Source organism: Bradyrhizobium sp. SEMIA, from assembly GCF_014844175.1.
Lineage (GTDB): Bacteria > Pseudomonadota > Alphaproteobacteria > Rhizobiales > Xanthobacteraceae > Bradyrhizobium > Bradyrhizobium arachidis.
The window spans coordinates 8,342,394-8,357,860 of sequence record NZ_CP046601.1; the positions used below are offsets into that span (position 1 = coordinate 8,342,394).

The following is a 15,467-nucleotide window of genomic DNA, read 5'->3' on the forward strand; positions in this document are numbered from 1 at the left end:
AGTCGCCAGCAAAAAGCAATGTTCGTGCCCATACGGCGGAAGCACGTATGCGCTCACGACTATCTGCCACGCGTTTGCGGGCTAAATGCTCGCTGTCGTCGCCCGGCTTGACCGGGCGACCCAATATTCCGAGACCGGCGTGATCGAACCGAGCGCTGCGGCGTACCGGATGCCGCGCCGCCTCGCGGCATGACACCAGTGGTGTGGCGACGGCCTGCGCCCTACCCGATCCCCCTGCCGAACTTGTTCGACTTCGGGAAGCCCTTCGGCGGTAGGCGGCCGGCATCGGCGCGGGTGCCTTGCCATTCGGCGAGATCTTTCATGCTCGCGCTGAACTCGCGCCCCGCAGAATCCTTCCAGGTCAAGCCCGCCTTGGCGTCGAACACGGCAATATCCGAGAGACCGCCATCCTTGTACTTCTGCAGGCGCACGCCGCGGCCGCGGGCCATCTCCGGCACCTGCTCGAGCGGGAACACGAGCATCTTGCGGTTGTCGCCGATGACCGCGACGGTGTCGCCGAGCACTTCGGTGATCGCGCGCGCCTCGTTCGGCATGTCGACGTTGAGGACCTGCTTGCCCTTCTTCGTCGTGCCGACGCAGTCGTCCTCGTTGACGACGAAGCCCTGGCCCTCGTGGCTGGCGACCAGGAATTTGCGTCCGCCCTTGTTGACGAACAGCGCGACGGGCGCGGCCTCCTGCTCGAGATCGATGAACAGGCGGATCGGCTCGCCGTGACCGCGGCCGCCGGGCAGCTTCGCGACATCGAGCGAATAGAATTTGCCGTTGGTGGCAAACAACAGCAGCTTCGAGGTCGTCTCGGCGAAGAAGGCGAAGCCGAGCTTGTCGTCCTGCTTGAAGGCGAGCCCCGAGAGATCCTCGACATGGCCCTTCATGGTGCGGATCCAGCCCTTGTCGGAGACGACGACCGTCACCGGTTCGCGTTCGACGAGGGCCTCCTCCATCGCGGCGAGATCGTGCTCGGGCGCATCGGCGAAGGTGGTGCGGCGCTTGCCGAGCGGCGTCTTCGGCCCGAACATGTCGCGGACCTTGCCGACCTGCTCGCCGACCTTCTTCCATTGCTCGGCTTCCGAGGCGAGCACCGCGTTGATGCCCTTGAGCTCGGCGCGGAGGTTCTTGTCCTCGGTGCGGATCTCCATCTCCTCGAGCTTGCGCAAGGAGCGCAGGCGCATGTTGAGGATGGCTTCAGCCTGCACCTCGGTGAGCTTGAACGCCTTGATCAACGCCGGCTTCGGTTCATCCTCGGTGCGGATGATCTTGATCACCTTGTCGATGTTCAGATAGGCGATCAGGAAGCCGCCGAGGACCTCCAAGCGGTGCTCGATCTGCGCCTTGCGGTAGTTGCTGCGGCGGATCAGCACGTCGCGCAAATGGTCGAGCCATTCGCGCAAGCACTCGGCGAGTCCCACCACCTTCGGGATTTTGCCCTTGATCAGGACGTTCAGGTTCAGCGGAATCTTGTTTTCGAGCTCGGTGAGCCGGAACAGCGATTCCATCATCAACGCGGGATCGACGTTCTTCGACTTCGGCTCGATCACGATGCGGACGTCTTCGGCCGACTCGTCCCTGATGTCGCCGACCAGCGGCAGCTTCTTCTGGTCCAGCAGCTCGGCGACCTTCTCGATCAGGCGCGACTTCTGCACCAGGAACGGAATCTCGGTGACGACGACGACCCAGGTGCCGCGCGCGCCCTCTTCGTGCGACCACCTGGCGCGGACGCGGAACGAGCCGCGGCCGGTCGTGTAGGCTTCAGCGATCGCCTGCTTGGAATCGACGCAGATGCCGCCAGTCGGGAAATCCGGGCCCTTGACCCATTTCAAGAGCGCCTTGGACTTCGCGTCAGGCTTCTCGATCAGATGCAGCGCGGCGTCGCACAGCTCGGCGGCGTTGTGCGGCGGGATCGAGGTCGCCATGCCGACCGCGATGCCTTGCGCGCCGTTGGCGAGCAGGTTCGGGAAGCCGCCGGGCAGCACGACCGGCTCTTTCGACTGGCCGTCGTAGTTGGCGCGGAATTCGACGCCGTCCTCGTCGATGCCCTCGAGCAGAAGCCGCGCGACGTCGGTCATGCGCGCTTCGGTGTAGCGGTAGGCGGCGGGGTTATCGCCGTCGATATTGCCGAAATTGCCCTGGCCGTCGACCAGCGGGTAGCGCGAGGAGAAATCCTGCGCGAGACGCACCATGGCATCGTAAATGGCCTGGTCGCCATGCGGATGGAACGAGCCCATCACGTCGCCGACGATTTTGGCGGACTTCTTGAAGGCCGTGCCGGGGTCGAGGCGGAGCAGGCGCATGCCGTAGAGGATGCGCCGGTGCACCGGCTTCAGGCCGTCGCGCGCGTCCGGCAGCGCGCGATGCATGATGGTGGAGAGCGCATAAGCGAGATAGCGCTCTTCGAGCGCCTCACGCAGCGGCACCTCGTGAATTTCGGCCGGTTCTTCCGGCGGAACGATTCGCTTTCCCATGCCGCCCGGTTAAACCGTGGAAGCGAATCGGGCAAGGATCGAATGGTTCCTTGTGGGCAGCCTATTGCCCAGCCCAGCCGGCGGTCACGGGCGGGGTCGTGGTCTTAGCCGGGGCTGGCACGTTGGTCAGGCAGCGGCGGGCGGCCTCGATCTCGGCTTCCGTGGCACCATGGGATCGCGCCCATGTCTCTGCGGCTGCAGCAGAATATTTGGCCACATAGTACCGGACGACGGTGCAGGAGGCGCGCCGAAACACGCCCGGCTGCGGTTCGCCGGCCGTTGCTTCAGGCGCGAGCGCGACCAGCGCCGCAGACAAGGCAAATCCCCTGATCAACATTTAGGCTGTCCCCGTTGTGGAACCCTGCGAGACGGAACTCGATCGGGGCGATTTGGTTCCGTGAGAACCCATGTCGAAGGGTAAGCCTGCCTCCCGCTTCGCTCATGGCGCCGGAATTGCCGCCTTCGCCTGCTGCCGCATCAGGGCGTTGATGAAGCCCGCGCGCGCGTCGGAATGGCCCTGCCCGCGCGGCTCCAGCACATGGCGCAGCAGGAACAGGCCGGTGAGGCGGAAGCCGTCCTGAAGGTCCTGCTCGGTGAGCTCGCTCGCGGCTTCGCCGTGGCGCAGGAACGGCGGCAGGCGCAGCAGCCGGTAGCGCCACGGCTCGCCCGCGCCGCGCGATACTGCGCCGCCGGATTTGGGCGAGACGTAGATCAGGTCCGTGGTCTCCCCCGTCACCGCGCAATTCTCCAGCGCCAGCCCGAAGCCGAGCTCAGCGAGCATCGCCAGCTCGAAATGAATGAGATGCACGGCGGCGCTGCCGATGTCGTCGAAATCGTCGAGCGAATGCTCGAGCAGCGCAAAGATATCCTCGTGCGGGTCGCGCTCCGGCAGCAGCCGCGCGATCGAGGCGAGATGAGTGACGCCATAGACCCCATGGGACGATCCGAGCAGCGTGGCCGCGCGCAGCTTCAGACCCTCGATCGCATAGGTTCCGAGATGCTCGTCGAGCCGCGCCCGCCACACCGCGCTGACGCTGTTGCCGGGCTGCAAGAGCGGCCGCAGCCGCGAGCTGGCGCCGCCGCGCACGAGCCCGAGATGCCGGCCGTGCGCGCGGGTCAAGAGCTCGACAATGGCGCTGGACTCGCCATGCCGCCGCACGCCCAGCACGATGCCTTCGTCGGTCCATTCCATGGAGGAAGTCTAGCGCATTTCGGGAGGCCGTAGGGTGGGCAAAGCGAAGCGTGCCCACCATTTTGATCTACGGCGCGATGATGGTGGGCACGGCGCGCAAGAGCGCGCCTTTGCCCACCCTACGGCACTGCGCGAGAGTCACGCGTTGAACCAGCCCTGCGCGTCGCCGGTGAAGGAGAAATACAGTCCGATCGCCGTCAGCGCGCAGGAGACGATCTCGATGGCGCTGTCGAGCTCCATGCCCTTCTCGCCGATGATCTGGCCGAGCGAGATCACCGAGAGAACGAGTGCTGCCGCCAGCACCCAGCGCGGCCAGTTCTTGCGCCAACGCGCCGCCAGCCAGACGAAATAGACCAGCAGCAAGATCATCACGCCGGCGAGCAGGGTCGCCGTCATGATCATCTGCTCGGTCATCTCGGCATTGGGCGTGCGGTCCTGCACCGCGACCGACAAGGCATCCAGCATCAGTGACGCATAGAGCAGCGCTTCGAAGCGCCGGACATTGCTGGGCACGCTCATCAGATACCGATCTTTTCTTGGTTATTCTTTGGGAAAGTCCAGGCCCATCTCGCGGTAGCGATCGGGATCGTCGCCCCAGTTCTCGCGCACCTTGACGAACAGGAACAGATGCACCGGCACGTCCAGGATCTGCATCAGCTCTTTGCGCGAGTCCGCGCCGATCGACTTGATGGTGGCGCCGCCCTTGCCGAGCACGATCTTGCGCTGGCTCTCGCGCTCGACGAAGATCGTCTGTTCGATGCGCACCGAATGGTCCTTGCGCTCCTCCCACTTGTCGGTCTCGACCGTGGACTGGTAGGGCAATTCCTGGTGCAACTTCTGATAGATCTTTTCGCGCGTGATCTCGGCCGCCAACTGCCGCATCGGCGCGTCCGACATCTGGTCCTCGGGGTAGAGGAACGGACCCGGAGGCACCATCTCGGCGAGCGTCGTGCGGATGTCGTCGACGCCGTCGCCCGAGATCGCCGCGATCATGAAGGTCTTGGCAAACTTCATCCGCTCGTTGGCGGCCTGCGCCAGCGCCAAAAGCTTCTCGCGCTGGACCAGGTCGACCTTGTTGATCACGAGGATCTTGTCGTGATTGACGCTTGCCGCCTTGGCGAGGATCGCCTCGGCCTCCTCGTCGATGCCGGTCTTGGCATCGAGCAGCACGCAGACGAGATCGGCGTCATGCGCCCCGCTCCAGGCGGTCGAGACCATGGCGCGATCGAGCCGGCGCTTGGGCGAGAAGATACCGGGCGTGTCGACCAGGATGATCTGCGCGTTGTTCTCGATGACAATGCCGCGGATCAGCGCGCGCGTGGTCTGCACCTTGCGCGAGACGATCGTCACCTTGGCGCCGACCAGCGCATTGACCAGCGTGGACTTGCCGACATTGGGCGCGCCGATCAGCGCGACGAAGCCGCAGCGCGTCGCGGTCGGCGCCTCGCCGCTTGCTTCAGCCGTCATTGCCGCCGCCAACGCCTTCGCGTTCGATCATGACCGAGGCCGCCACCTTCTCTGCCGCACGCTTGCTGCCGCCGACGCCTTCGGCCGACGCCAGTCCGGGCAGGTCGACGGCGACGCGGAATTGCGGATCGTGATGCGGGCCGGTGCGCTCGACCTCGCGATAAACCGGCGTCGGCAGTCCCTTGCCCTGCGCCCATTCCTGCAGCACGGTCTTGGGATCGCGCAAGGGCCGCCGCGGCTTGTGCATGCGCTCGGTCCAGTTGCGCTTGACGAACTCGGCCGCCGCCGCATGACCACCGTCGAGGAAGATGGCGCCGATCACGGCTTCGCAGATGTCACCCAAGATGGATTTGCGCAGCCGCGCATCGGCGCTGGATCCGACTGACCCCAGCTTGATGTCGTCGAGCAGGCCAAGCGATTTTGCGACATCGGCGCAGCTCTCCTTGCGCACGAGCTCGGCGAGCCGCTTGGACAGCTCGCCTTCATCGGCGTTCGGGAAGGCGTGATAGAGCATGTCGGAGACGACGAGGCCGAGCACGTGGTCGCCGAGGAATTCCAGCCGCTGATAGCTGTCGCCGCGCTTGCGTCCCGACTTGAGCGCCGAGACATGCGTGATCGCCTGCATCAACAGGTTCGGGTCAGTGAAGCCGTGGCCGATGCGCGCCTCGAGCGCCGCGTTGGCATCCGCCTTGGCCTTGTCCTTCTTGCTGCTCCGCGCCCGCTTCTTCTTGGCAGGCGTCTTCGTCGCAGCTTCGCCCTCGGGAGCGGCTTGCGCCTCGATCGATTGGGTCGCGATGTCCTTGGCTTCGTCTTTCATCGGACGATTTTGAAGAAGCGATTCCAGCGCACCGACCACGGCCAGCGCCAGAACATCCAGGCATGCTCGCCTTGGCCGATCGAGAAGAAGATCATCTGGGCGCGGCCGATCAGGTTCTCCTGCGGCACGTAACCCACCGCCGACTGCACGCGGCTGTCGGTCGAGTTGTCGCGATTATCGCCCATCATGAAGAAATGGCCGGGCGGCACGGTGTAGACACTGGTGCTGTCGTAGAAGCCGTTGTCGACGCAATCGAGGGTCTCGTAGGAGACGCCGTTCGGCAGCACTTCCTTCCAGCGCTTCACCCGTGCCGTCGTGACCCGCTCCGTGTCGGACGAGCTGCAAGGATCTTCGCCGACGAAGTCGCTCAGCCGTTCGCGCTGCACCGGGACGTCGTTGATGTAGAGCAGCCCGTCCTTCATCTGGATGCGGTCGCCGGGAAGGCCGATCACGCGCTTGATGTAGTCGGTGGAGTCTTCCCTCGGCAGGCGAAACACGACGACGTCGCCGCGGTTCGGGTCCGCGCCCCAGATTCGTCCCGAGAACAGCGGCGGCGAGAACGGGATCGAGTAGTGGCTATAGCCGTAGGAATATTTCGAGACGAACAGGTAATCGCCGACCAGCAGCGTCGCCTTCATCGAGCCGGACGGGATGTTGAAGGGCTGGAACAGGAAGGTGCGGATCACCAGCGCGATCAGGAGAGCATGGATCACGACCCGGATCGTTTCGCCGACGCCGCTCTCAGTTTTCGTTCCCGAAGTCACGCTCATTGCTCTCTCAATTCCGGCCGGCGGTCACAGAGCGCCCTCCTCCCGCGAACAGCCCATCGCTCGCAGCCCAAGGAGATTGTCCTGATTCTGATAATGAGGGCCAATTCCGGCGTAAAGCCGAATTCGCCCAGCCTGATTTGCGTCCGCGAACTTTTAGACGGTTGTCGGAGGCCACGCAATCAAGGATCGCATCAAAATCGCATAAGATATTGATTTTTAATATGAATTATAAAATGGGCGCGGAACGGTCAGGGCTTGACCAGCGGGACAGCCGAAATGACGACGAAGGCCTGGGCGAGCGGCCAGTCGTCGGTGATCGACAGGTCGATTCTTGCCTCGAATCCCTCCGGCGTCAGGGCCTCGAGCCGGGCCAGCGCGCCGCCGGTCAGCTGCATGGTCGGCCGCCCGCCCGGCAGGTTGACCACCCCCATGTCGCGCCACCACACGCCGCGCCTGATACCGGTGCCGAGCGCCTTCGAGCAGGCCTCCTTGGCCGCGAAGCGCTTGGCGTAGGTCGCCACCACCATCCTCTCGCTCTTGGCGCGCCGCTCCGCCTTGGCCCGCTCGGCCGCGGTAAAGATGCGGTCGAGGAAGCGCTCGCCGTGGCGCTCGATCACCTTGGCCACGCGGGTGATGTCGATCAGGTCGGAGCCGATGCCGATGATCATGCCCGGCTCCGGCCGCGATCCATCGCCGCGCGCATGCTGCGCACCGTCTCGGCGAGGCCGACGAACAGCGCCTCGCCGATCATGTAGTAGCCGATATTGAGCTCCATGATCTCCGGCAAGGCAGCGATCTTCTCCGCCGTCGCATAGTCGAGACCGTGGCCGGCGTGAACCTCGAGCCCGGCTTGTTTTGCGAGCTTCGCCCCCGCCACGATCCGCTGCCATTCGGCTTCCGCCTTGTCGGTGTGGCCGTCGACGACGGCGTCGCACCAGGCGCCGGTGTGGATCTCGATCACGGGCGCACGCAGCCGCGCCGCCATCTCGATCTGGGCAGGATCGGCGGCGATGAACAGCGAGACGCGGATGCCGGTATCGTTCAGCCGCGCGATATAGGGCGCGAGCGCATTGTGCTGGCCGACCACATCAAGCCCGCCTTCGGTCGTCACCTCCTGGCGGCGCTCGGGCACCAGGCACACCGCGTGCGGCTTGGTGGCGAGCGAGATGCGCATCATGTCGTCGGTCGCCGCCATCTCGAAATTCAGCGGCTTGGAGATCCCGGCCTTCAGCCGCGCCATGTCCTCGTCACGGATGTGCCGGCGATCTTCGCGCAAATGCGCGGTGATGCCGTCGGCGCCGGCCTCGATCGCCAGCAGCGCGGCGCGCACCGGATCGGGATGGCGGCCGCCGCGCGCATTACGGACGGTCGCGACATGGTCGATATTGACGCCGAGGCGGAGCGGAGATGCGGGCATTTCAGGACTCACGAAGTGACATTTCTCAACCCGTCATGCGCGGGCTCGACCCGCGCATCCATCTTCTTTGAAGAGATGGGTTGCCGGGTCAAGCCCGGCAACGACGAGTCATCCATTAACACGTTCGACTTTGGCAACGACCGCCTTGGCACGGAGCTGGGCCAGGATCGCGCTCAGATGCTTGAGGTCGTAGACTTCGAGATCGATCGTCGTTTCCGTGAAATCGGGCGAGCGGCGCTGCATGCTGATATTGTCGATGTTGCCGTCGTGCTCGGCGATCACGGTCGCGATCTGCGCCAGCGCGCCGGGCTCGTTGACGTTCTCGACCTTGATGCGGGCCGGGAAGCGCTGCGGCGCGGTGTCCTCGATGTCCCAGCGGACGTCCAGCCAGCGCTCCGGCTCCTCCTCGAAATCCTTCAGCGCGGGCGCCTGGATCGGATAGATCGTGATGCCCTCGCCCGGCGTGACGATGCCGACGATGCGGTCGCCTGGCACGGCGCCGCCGTTTGGCGCGAACTTCACCGGCAGGTCGGAATTGATGCCGCGGATCGGGATCGCGACCGGGCTGCGCGGCGGCTCGGACGATTTGTCCTTGAGCTTGGCGGCAAGGCCCTTCTTGACGCCGTAGCGTGCGACGCGCTCCTCCTTGTAGTCGGGGTACATCGCGCGCGCGACGTTGGAGGCCTTGATCTCGCCGCGGCCGACGGCCGCCATGACGTCCTCGATCGAGGTGCGCGCCAGCCGCGGCAGCGCGCCCTTGAGCTTGTCGTCGGCATATTCGATCTTGGCGCGCTCAAACAGGCGCTCGACGATGCGGCGGCCGAGACCGGCATATTGATCGCGCACGGCGGTGCGCGTGGCGCGGCGGATCGCGGCGCGCGCCTTGCCGGTGACCGCGAGCGTCTCCCAGGCCGATGGCGGCGCCGATTGCGCTTCCGAGGTCAGCACCTCGACCTCGTCGCCGTTCTGGAGCTCCGAGGACAGCGGCGCGAACTTGCCGTTGATCTTGCACCCCACAGCGCTGTTGCCGACGTCGGTGTGCACCGCATAGGCGAAGTCGATCACGTTGGCATGGCGCGGCAGCGCGATCAGCTTGCCCTTGGGGGTGAAGCAGAACACCTGGTCGTGGAACAGCTCGAGCTTGGTGTGCTCAAGGAATTCTTCCGGATTGGCACTCTCCGAGAGGATGCCGATGGTGTGGCGCAGCCAGGCGAACGCGTTGGACTCGCGCTTGAGGAACTCGGTCGGCGAACCGACGCCCTCCTTGTAGAACACGTGCGCGGCGATGCCGCGCTCGGCGATCTGGTCCATCGCCTCGGTGCGGATCTGGAGCTCGACGCGCTGGTTGCCGGGCCCGATCACGGTGGTGTGGATCGAGCGGTAGTCGTTCTGCTTCGGCGTCGAGATGTAGTCCTTGAAGCGTCCCGGCACGACCGGCCAGGTGGTGTGTACGATGCCGAGCGCGCGATAGCAGGACTCGATGTCGTTGACGACGAGGCGAAAGCCGAAGATGTCGGACAATTGCTCGAAGCCGACCGACTTGCGCTCCATCTTGGTCCAGATCGAGAATGGCTTCTTGCGCCGGCCATAGACCCGCGCCCCCAAGCCGCGATGGCGCAGATTGTTGGAGAGCTGGTCCTCGATCTCGCCGATCAGATTGCGGTTGCGCTCGGCCAGCGCGTCCAGCCGCTGCATCACGACCGAATAGGCTTCGGGATCGAGGGTGCGGAACGACAAGTCCTCCAGCTCCTCGCGCATCTCCTGCATGCCCATGCGCCCGGCGAGCGGCGCATAGATGTCGAGCGTCTCCTCGGCGATGCGGCGGCGCGATTCGGTCGGCACGAAATCGAGCGTGCGCATGTTGTGCAGGCGGTCGGCGAGCTTCACCAGCAGCACGCGGACATCGTCGGCGATCGCGAGCAACAATTTGCGCAGGTTCTCGGCCTGCTTGGCCTCGCGCGACACCAGCTCCAGCCGCTTCAGCTTGGTCAGGCCCTCGACCAGCGCGCCGATCTCCGGGCCGAAGATCTGGTCGATCTCGGCCCGCGTCGCCTCGGTGTCCTCGATCGTGTCGTGCAGCAGCGCGGCGACGATGGTGGCGTCGTCGAGCTTGAGGTCGGTGAGGATCGCCGCCACTTCGAGCGGGTGCGAGAAGTAGGGATCGCCCGAGGCGCGGGTCTGCGAGCCATGCGCCTTCATGGCGTAGACATAGGCGCGGTTCAGCAGGTCTTCGTTGGTGTTGGGATTGTAGGACCTGACGCGCTCGACGAGGTCATATTGACGCATCATGCGCGCGCGGGGCTTGGCTGGACGGGCCACCGGCGCAGTCGGGGCCACGGCAACCGATTCGGTTGCGGCCAGCATCTGCGTTGGTCTGCGGCGCCGATACACCATGCCATCCTGCCTTCGAACGGACCACGAGAGCCCGTTGTATACATCTTAGCTCCGATCCCGCGCGCGTCCCGATCAATTCGAGGACAGGCCGCGGCGCGAACCGGCAACGCTATGGTAACCACGAAAACGCCAACAAAAGCAAAGGCCCGAACAACGGTTCGGGCCTTTGATAAGATCACAAGAAGTCGATGACTGCGATGGGACGATCTACTCGTCTTCCTCGGGCTGCTCCTCAGGCGGCGCGAGGCCTTCGAGACCCTTCAGGAGCTCCTCTTCGGTCATTCGTTCGACGGCAACTTCGGTATCGTCCGCATCGACGCTGGCGCCGGCGGAACCGATCAGCGGCACGGTGTCCGGCTCGGGCTCGTCGACCTCGACGAACTTCTGGAGCGAGTGCACCAGCTCCTCGCGGAGGTCCTCCGGCGAGATGGTCGTGTCGGCAATTTCGCGCAAAGACACAACAGGGTTCTTGTCGTTATCGCGATCAACCGTTAGTTGTGAACCGGACGAAATCATGCGGGCACGGTGGGCCGCCAGCAGGACCAGGTCAAACCGGTTGTCGACCTTGTCGATACAATCTTCTACGGTGACGCGAGCCATGGACTGTCGCTCCGTTGTGGGTGGGACGAAATATGTGGATGATCGGGGCTAGTTATAGGGGCCGGGGCGGTTTCGCAAGGCCAAATTGTGATTTGGCCTCGCCAAACGGCTCTGCTACCCCCACATTGGGGCTGGGTCGAGTGATTTTCCGGGCTGTCGGACGGGGCAGCGCCGGGTGTATGCACGATCGCCATAACTATACCTTGATTGCCCCGACTTCTCCGGATTTGCGGTTTCGACGGGCTTCGGCAGCACTTTAGAAGTGCGCGGCGTGCTGCCGCCGCGCCAACAATAAACGATCAATCACGAACACTACGCGAGCAACTGAATGTCACCTTCCCCTACCAACAAGATCGCGCTCTTCATCGATGGGGCCAATCTCTATGCCACCGCGAAAACCCTGGGCTTCGACATCGATTACAAGCGCCTGCTGAAGGAGTTTCAGAGCCGCGGGACGCTGCTGCGGGCGTTCTACTACACCGCCATCATCGAGGATCAGGAATATTCCTCGATCCGTCCGCTGATCGACTGGCTGGATTACAACGGCTACACCGTCGTCACCAAGGCGACCAAGGAATTCATCGACGCCTCCGGCCGCCGCAAGGTCAAGGGCAACATGGACATCGAGCTCGCGGTGGATGCCATGGAGCTCGCCGAGCACATCGACCAGATGGTGCTGTTCTCTGGTGACGGCGACTTCCGCTCCCTGGTCGAGGCCGTCCAGCGCCGCGGCGTGCGGGTCACCGTGGTCTCCACCATCGCCAGCCAGCCGCCGATGATCGCCGACGAGCTGCGCCGCCAGGCCGACGTCTTCACCGACCTCGTCGAGCTCCAGTCCAAGCTCGGCCGCGACCCGTCCGAACGCCCCGCCCCGCGTGACCGCGGCGAGCGTGGCGAGGGACGCCACCACGCCCCGCAATTCCTCCAGCGCGCAACCACGATGGCGCCGAGGGGCGATGACGACTTCGAGGAGTGAGGCGGCCCGGTCGAGCCGCCAGCCTCTCACCGTCGTCCCCAACCGTGATTGTCCGCTCTGTCCGCGCTTGGTCGCCTTTCGCGAGGCGAACCGGGCGCGCGAGCCGTTATGGCACAACGCGCCGGTCCCGCCCTTCGGCGACATCAAGGCGCGCCTGCTGATCGTCGGCCTCGCCCCGGGAATGCAGGGCGCCAACCGCACCGGCCGCCCCTTCACCGGCGACTATGCCGGCGACCTGCTCTACGCCACGCTGCTCGAATACGGCTTTGCCAAGGGCAGCTATCAGGCCCGTCCCGATGACGGTCTCAAGCTGATCGACTGCCGGATCGCCAATGCCGTGCATTGCGTTCCGCCGCAGAACAAGCCGCTGCCGGTTGAGATCAACACCTGCCGCCAGTTTCTCGCCGCCAACCTCGCGACCATGCCGAACCTGCGCGCGATCGTCGCGCTCGGACGGATTGCGCACGACACCGTGCTCAAGCCGCTGAGTCTGAAAGGCTCGCAGGCCCCGTTCGGCCACGGCGCCGTGCATCAGGCCGGCGCGCTCAGGCTCTACGACAGCTATCACTGCTCGCGCTACAACACGAACACCGGCGTGCTGACGCCTGACATGTTCCGGTCCGTGTTCGCGAAGGTGAAGGCGGATCTCGACTAACCACTATCCCTTGGCGGGATGCGCCTTCAGCCAGTCGAGCACGTCGCCGGCGTTCCGGTCGGGCGGGAACACCGGATAGAACACGTGCGTGATGCGGGCATCGTCGATGATCAGCGCGAGGCGCTTGATCAGCGTCAGCCCTGCGACCTCCATGGTCGGCAGCTTCAGGGCGCGCGTGAGCGCCAGTTTCTCGTCCGAGAGCACGGGGAACGGCAGATGCAGCCGCGAGGCCATCTCGGTCTGGTATTCGTTGCTCTGGGTCGAGAGGCCGAACACTTGCGAGGCGCCGGCCGCCTTCAGCTCGGCGAACAGATCGCGGAAAGCGCAGGTCTGCGGCGTGCAGCCGCGTGCGCCCGGGATCATGTCCCAATCGTCGACCAGCGCGATCTTGCCGGGCTCGCCGGTGCGCGGATAGGCGAACACCACGGTTCGGCCTGACAGCGCCGACAACGTCACTGACGTATCGTCGGTCGCGAGCAGGGTGATCGCCGGCAGCGTCATGCCCGTGAGGTGCGCAGCGCCGCCGTCATCGGCCGGCGCGGGAATTTGGCTCCAATCGACCTCGAGCAGGTTCTTCTGAGACATCCCGTCCTCTTGCCGCTATCCCTTTGACGCTATCCCCTCGCCCGCATCAGGCGGCCCTTTTCGCGGCTCCAGTCGCGCTTCTTCTCGCTCTCGCGCTTGTCGTGCAGCTTCTTGCCCTTTGCAACCGCGAGCTGCAATTTGGCCCGTCCGCGCTCGTTGAAGTAAAGCTTGAGCGGGATCAGCGTCATGCCCTCGCGATCGACCGCGCCCATCAGCTTGTTGATCTGCCTGCGATGCAGCAGCAGCTTTCGCGGCCGCTTCGGCTCGTGGTTGAAGCGGTTGCCCTGGAGATATTCGGGAATGGTGGCGTTGATCAGCCAGATCTCGCCGTTCTTCGAGTCCGCGTAGGACTCGGCGATCGTGCTCTTGCCGTTGCGGATCGACTTCACCTCGGTGCCGGTCAGCGCAATGCCCGCTTCGATCGTGTCCTCGATCGCATAGTTGAAGCGGGCCTTGCGATTTTCCGCCATGACCTTGATCGGACGTTCGTTCTTATCGGCCATGCGAGTGAAACCTGGAGTCAAACCTGATCGAGATGGGCAGCAAAGCTAACAGTTTGGGTGAAGTGCGTGCGTCACTTCTTGAGGAGATCGCGGATCTCGGTCAGCAGCACGACCTCTTCCGCCGGCTTCGGCGGCTCCGCGGGCTTGGTCTCTTCCTTGCGCTTTAACGTGTTCATGGCGCGGATCACCAGGAACAGCACGAAGGCGATGATGATGAAGTTGATCGTCAGCGTCAGGAAGCTACCGTAAGCAAGGACCGCGCCTTGCTTTTTCGCATCCGCTAAGTTGGTGGCGGTCACGGTCTTCGACAAGGGGACGAAGTAGTTCGAGAAGTCGAGGCCGCCGGTCGCCGCACCAATGATTGGCATGATGATGTCGCCGACCAGCGACGTGACGATGGCGCCGAAGGCCGCACCGATGATGACGCCGACCGCGAGGTCGACGACGTTGCCCTTCATGGCGAATTCGCGGAACTCCTTGAGCATCTGCCTGCCCTTTTCGTCGGCGCTCATGGACGGCTCCCCCGAATTGTCACCGCGTCAATTGATCAGGCCGGCATGCACCATGGCGCTGCGCACCGCGGCGCGGGTCGGTTCGGAGACCGGAACCATCGGCAGCCGCAGCGTCTCGTCGAACTTGCCGAGCAGCGACATCGCGTACTTGATCGGCGCCGGATTGCTCTCGATGAACAGGTTGTTGTGCAGCGGCATCAGCTTGTCGTGGATCGCGAGCGCTGCCTTGGTGTCGCCCTTCTGCCAGGCGGCGTGGAACTCCGCGCACAGGCGCGGCGCGACGTTCGAGGTCACCGAGATGCAGCCGTGGCCGCCATGGGCCATGTAGCCGAGGATGGTGGCATCCTCGCCCGAGAGCTGGTTGAAATCCTCTCCCATCGCCGCGCGCTGCTGCGACACGCGCACCATGCTGGCGGTTGCGTCCTTGACGCCTGCAATGTTCTTCAGCTCCCACAGCCGCTTCATGGTGTCGACCGACATGTCGATCACCGAGCGCGGCGGAATGTTGTAGATGATGATCGGAATCCCGATCGCGTCGTTGATCGCCTTAAAGTGCTGGTAGAGGCCTTCCTGGGTCGGCTTGTTGTAGTAGGGCGTGACGACCAGCACGGCGTCCGCGCCCGCCTTCTCGGCGTGCTGGGAGAGCTCGATCGCCTCCTTGGTCGAGTTGGAGCCGGCGCCCGCAACGACGGGCACGCGGCCCTTGGCTTCAGCGATGCACCATTCGACCACCTTCTTGTGCTCGTCATGGTTCAGCGTCGGGCTCTCGCCGGTGGTGCCGACCGGGACGAGGCCGTTGGTGCCCTCGGAGATCTGCCAGTTGACCAGCGAGCGGAACGCCGCCTCATCCAGCGAGCCGTTCTTGAACGGCGTGACCAAGGCGGTGAACGACCCCCGGAATTTCGTCTTGGCTGCCATGGACTTCCTCCGTACGCGGCGATCTCTTGAGAGCAAGCCCCATACATATCGGGTCTATCCCGCCGGTAAAAGACCTGCTTCCGCGGGACGCACCGTTTAGGCCGCGATTTTGCCGCGGTGCTGGTGCAAATCGGGCGGAGGTAAGCGGCTGTTGGTATTTTGTCCGCATATTCAATCAAAT

At 64.5% G+C, this 15,467-nt stretch carries 17 protein-coding genes; 2 read left to right on the top strand and 15 right to left on the bottom strand.

What is annotated here, in order from left to right; all coding sequences use genetic code 11:
* Positions 1-221: 221 nt before the first annotated feature.
* The 11 genes from parC to rpoZ all read right to left on the bottom strand — a co-directional run bounded on the left by parC (position 222) and on the right by rpoZ (position 11,137).
* Positions 222-2,480 carry a DNA topoisomerase IV subunit A gene (gene parC / locus FOM02_RS40005; protein WP_027559594.1) on the bottom strand — a complete coding sequence of 753 codons (2,259 nt, stop codon included), beginning with the start codon at positions 2,478-2,480 and terminating at the stop codon, positions 222-224.
* Between the two features lie 61 nt (positions 2,481-2,541).
* Positions 2,542-2,817, bottom strand: coding sequence for a hypothetical protein (locus FOM02_RS40010; protein WP_027559595.1), 276 nt, complete (start codon positions 2,815-2,817; stop codon positions 2,542-2,544).
* Positions 2,818-2,919: 102 nt separating this feature from the next.
* Positions 2,920-3,672, bottom strand: coding sequence for a DNA repair protein RecO (recO, locus tag FOM02_RS40015; protein WP_027559596.1), 753 nt, complete (start codon positions 3,670-3,672; stop codon positions 2,920-2,922).
* Positions 3,673-3,810: 138 nt separating this feature from the next.
* A complete protein-coding gene (locus FOM02_RS40020; protein ID WP_027559597.1) occupies positions 3,811-4,191 on the bottom strand; it encodes a hypothetical protein in 381 nt (126 codons plus the stop codon).
* A gap of 21 nt (positions 4,192-4,212) precedes the next feature.
* Complete coding sequence (gene era / locus FOM02_RS40025; protein ID WP_027559598.1) at positions 4,213-5,139, bottom strand: GTPase Era; 927 nt, start codon at positions 5,137-5,139, stop codon at positions 4,213-4,215.
* The gene (gene rnc / locus FOM02_RS40030; RefSeq protein ID WP_027559599.1) at positions 5,129-5,956 is read right to left on the bottom strand and encodes a ribonuclease III; all 828 of its coding nucleotides are present in this window, start codon (positions 5,954-5,956) and stop codon (positions 5,129-5,131) included. The genes era and rnc overlap by 11 nt, the downstream gene beginning before the upstream one ends.
* A complete protein-coding gene (lepB, locus tag FOM02_RS40035) occupies positions 5,953-6,726 on the bottom strand; it encodes a signal peptidase I (RefSeq protein WP_027559600.1) in 774 nt (257 codons plus the stop codon). The genes rnc and lepB overlap by 4 nt, the downstream gene beginning before the upstream one ends.
* Before the next feature lie 248 nt (positions 6,727-6,974).
* Positions 6,975-7,394 (bottom strand): holo-ACP synthase, encoded by a 420-nt coding sequence (acpS, locus tag FOM02_RS40040; RefSeq protein ID WP_027559601.1) that lies wholly within the window; start codon positions 7,392-7,394, stop codon positions 6,975-6,977.
* Entirely contained in the window at positions 7,391-8,143 is a 753-nt protein-coding gene (locus tag FOM02_RS40045) for a pyridoxine 5'-phosphate synthase (RefSeq protein ID WP_027559602.1), read from the bottom strand. Before FOM02_RS40045 ends, acpS begins: the two co-directional genes overlap by 4 nt.
* Positions 8,144-8,251: 108 nt before the next feature.
* Positions 8,252-10,537 (bottom strand): RelA/SpoT family protein, encoded by a 2,286-nt coding sequence (locus FOM02_RS40050; RefSeq protein ID WP_027559603.1) that lies wholly within the window; start codon positions 10,535-10,537, stop codon positions 8,252-8,254.
* A 207-nt stretch (positions 10,538-10,744) separates the two neighbouring features.
* The gene (gene rpoZ / locus FOM02_RS40055; protein ID WP_008133017.1) at positions 10,745-11,137 is read right to left on the bottom strand and encodes a DNA-directed RNA polymerase subunit omega; all 393 of its coding nucleotides are present in this window, start codon (positions 11,135-11,137) and stop codon (positions 10,745-10,747) included.
* 328 nt (positions 11,138-11,465) lie between these two features.
* Between rpoZ and FOM02_RS40060 the strand changes: the two genes are divergently transcribed.
* Positions 11,466-12,113 carry an NYN domain-containing protein gene (locus FOM02_RS40060; protein ID WP_018644573.1) on the top strand — a complete coding sequence of 216 codons (648 nt, stop codon included), beginning with the start codon at positions 11,466-11,468 and terminating at the stop codon, positions 12,111-12,113.
* Positions 12,094-12,768 (top strand): uracil-DNA glycosylase, encoded by a 675-nt coding sequence (locus FOM02_RS40065; RefSeq protein ID WP_027559604.1) that lies wholly within the window; start codon positions 12,094-12,096, stop codon positions 12,766-12,768. Before FOM02_RS40060 ends, FOM02_RS40065 begins: the two co-directional genes overlap by 20 nt.
* A gap of 3 nt (positions 12,769-12,771) precedes the next feature.
* Here the strand turns inward: FOM02_RS40065 and FOM02_RS40070 are convergent, their stop codons facing one another.
* The 4 genes from FOM02_RS40070 to dapA all read right to left on the bottom strand — a co-directional run bounded on the left by FOM02_RS40070 (position 12,772) and on the right by dapA (position 15,286).
* Positions 12,772-13,353, bottom strand: coding sequence for a peroxiredoxin (locus tag FOM02_RS40070; RefSeq protein ID WP_027559605.1), 582 nt, complete (start codon positions 13,351-13,353; stop codon positions 12,772-12,774).
* Between the two features lie 29 nt (positions 13,354-13,382).
* Positions 13,383-13,856, bottom strand: coding sequence for an SsrA-binding protein SmpB (gene smpB / locus FOM02_RS40075; RefSeq protein ID WP_024341117.1), 474 nt, complete (start codon positions 13,854-13,856; stop codon positions 13,383-13,385).
* A 71-nt stretch (positions 13,857-13,927) separates the two neighbouring features.
* Positions 13,928-14,341, bottom strand: a complete 414-nt coding sequence (gene mscL / locus FOM02_RS40080) for a large conductance mechanosensitive channel protein MscL (RefSeq protein WP_027559606.1) — start codon at positions 14,339-14,341, stop codon at positions 13,928-13,930.
* Positions 14,342-14,395: 54 nt separating this feature from the next.
* Positions 14,396-15,286, bottom strand: a complete 891-nt coding sequence (gene dapA / locus FOM02_RS40085) for a 4-hydroxy-tetrahydrodipicolinate synthase (RefSeq protein ID WP_027559607.1) — start codon at positions 15,284-15,286, stop codon at positions 14,396-14,398.
* Positions 15,287-15,467: the final 181 nt, after the last annotated feature.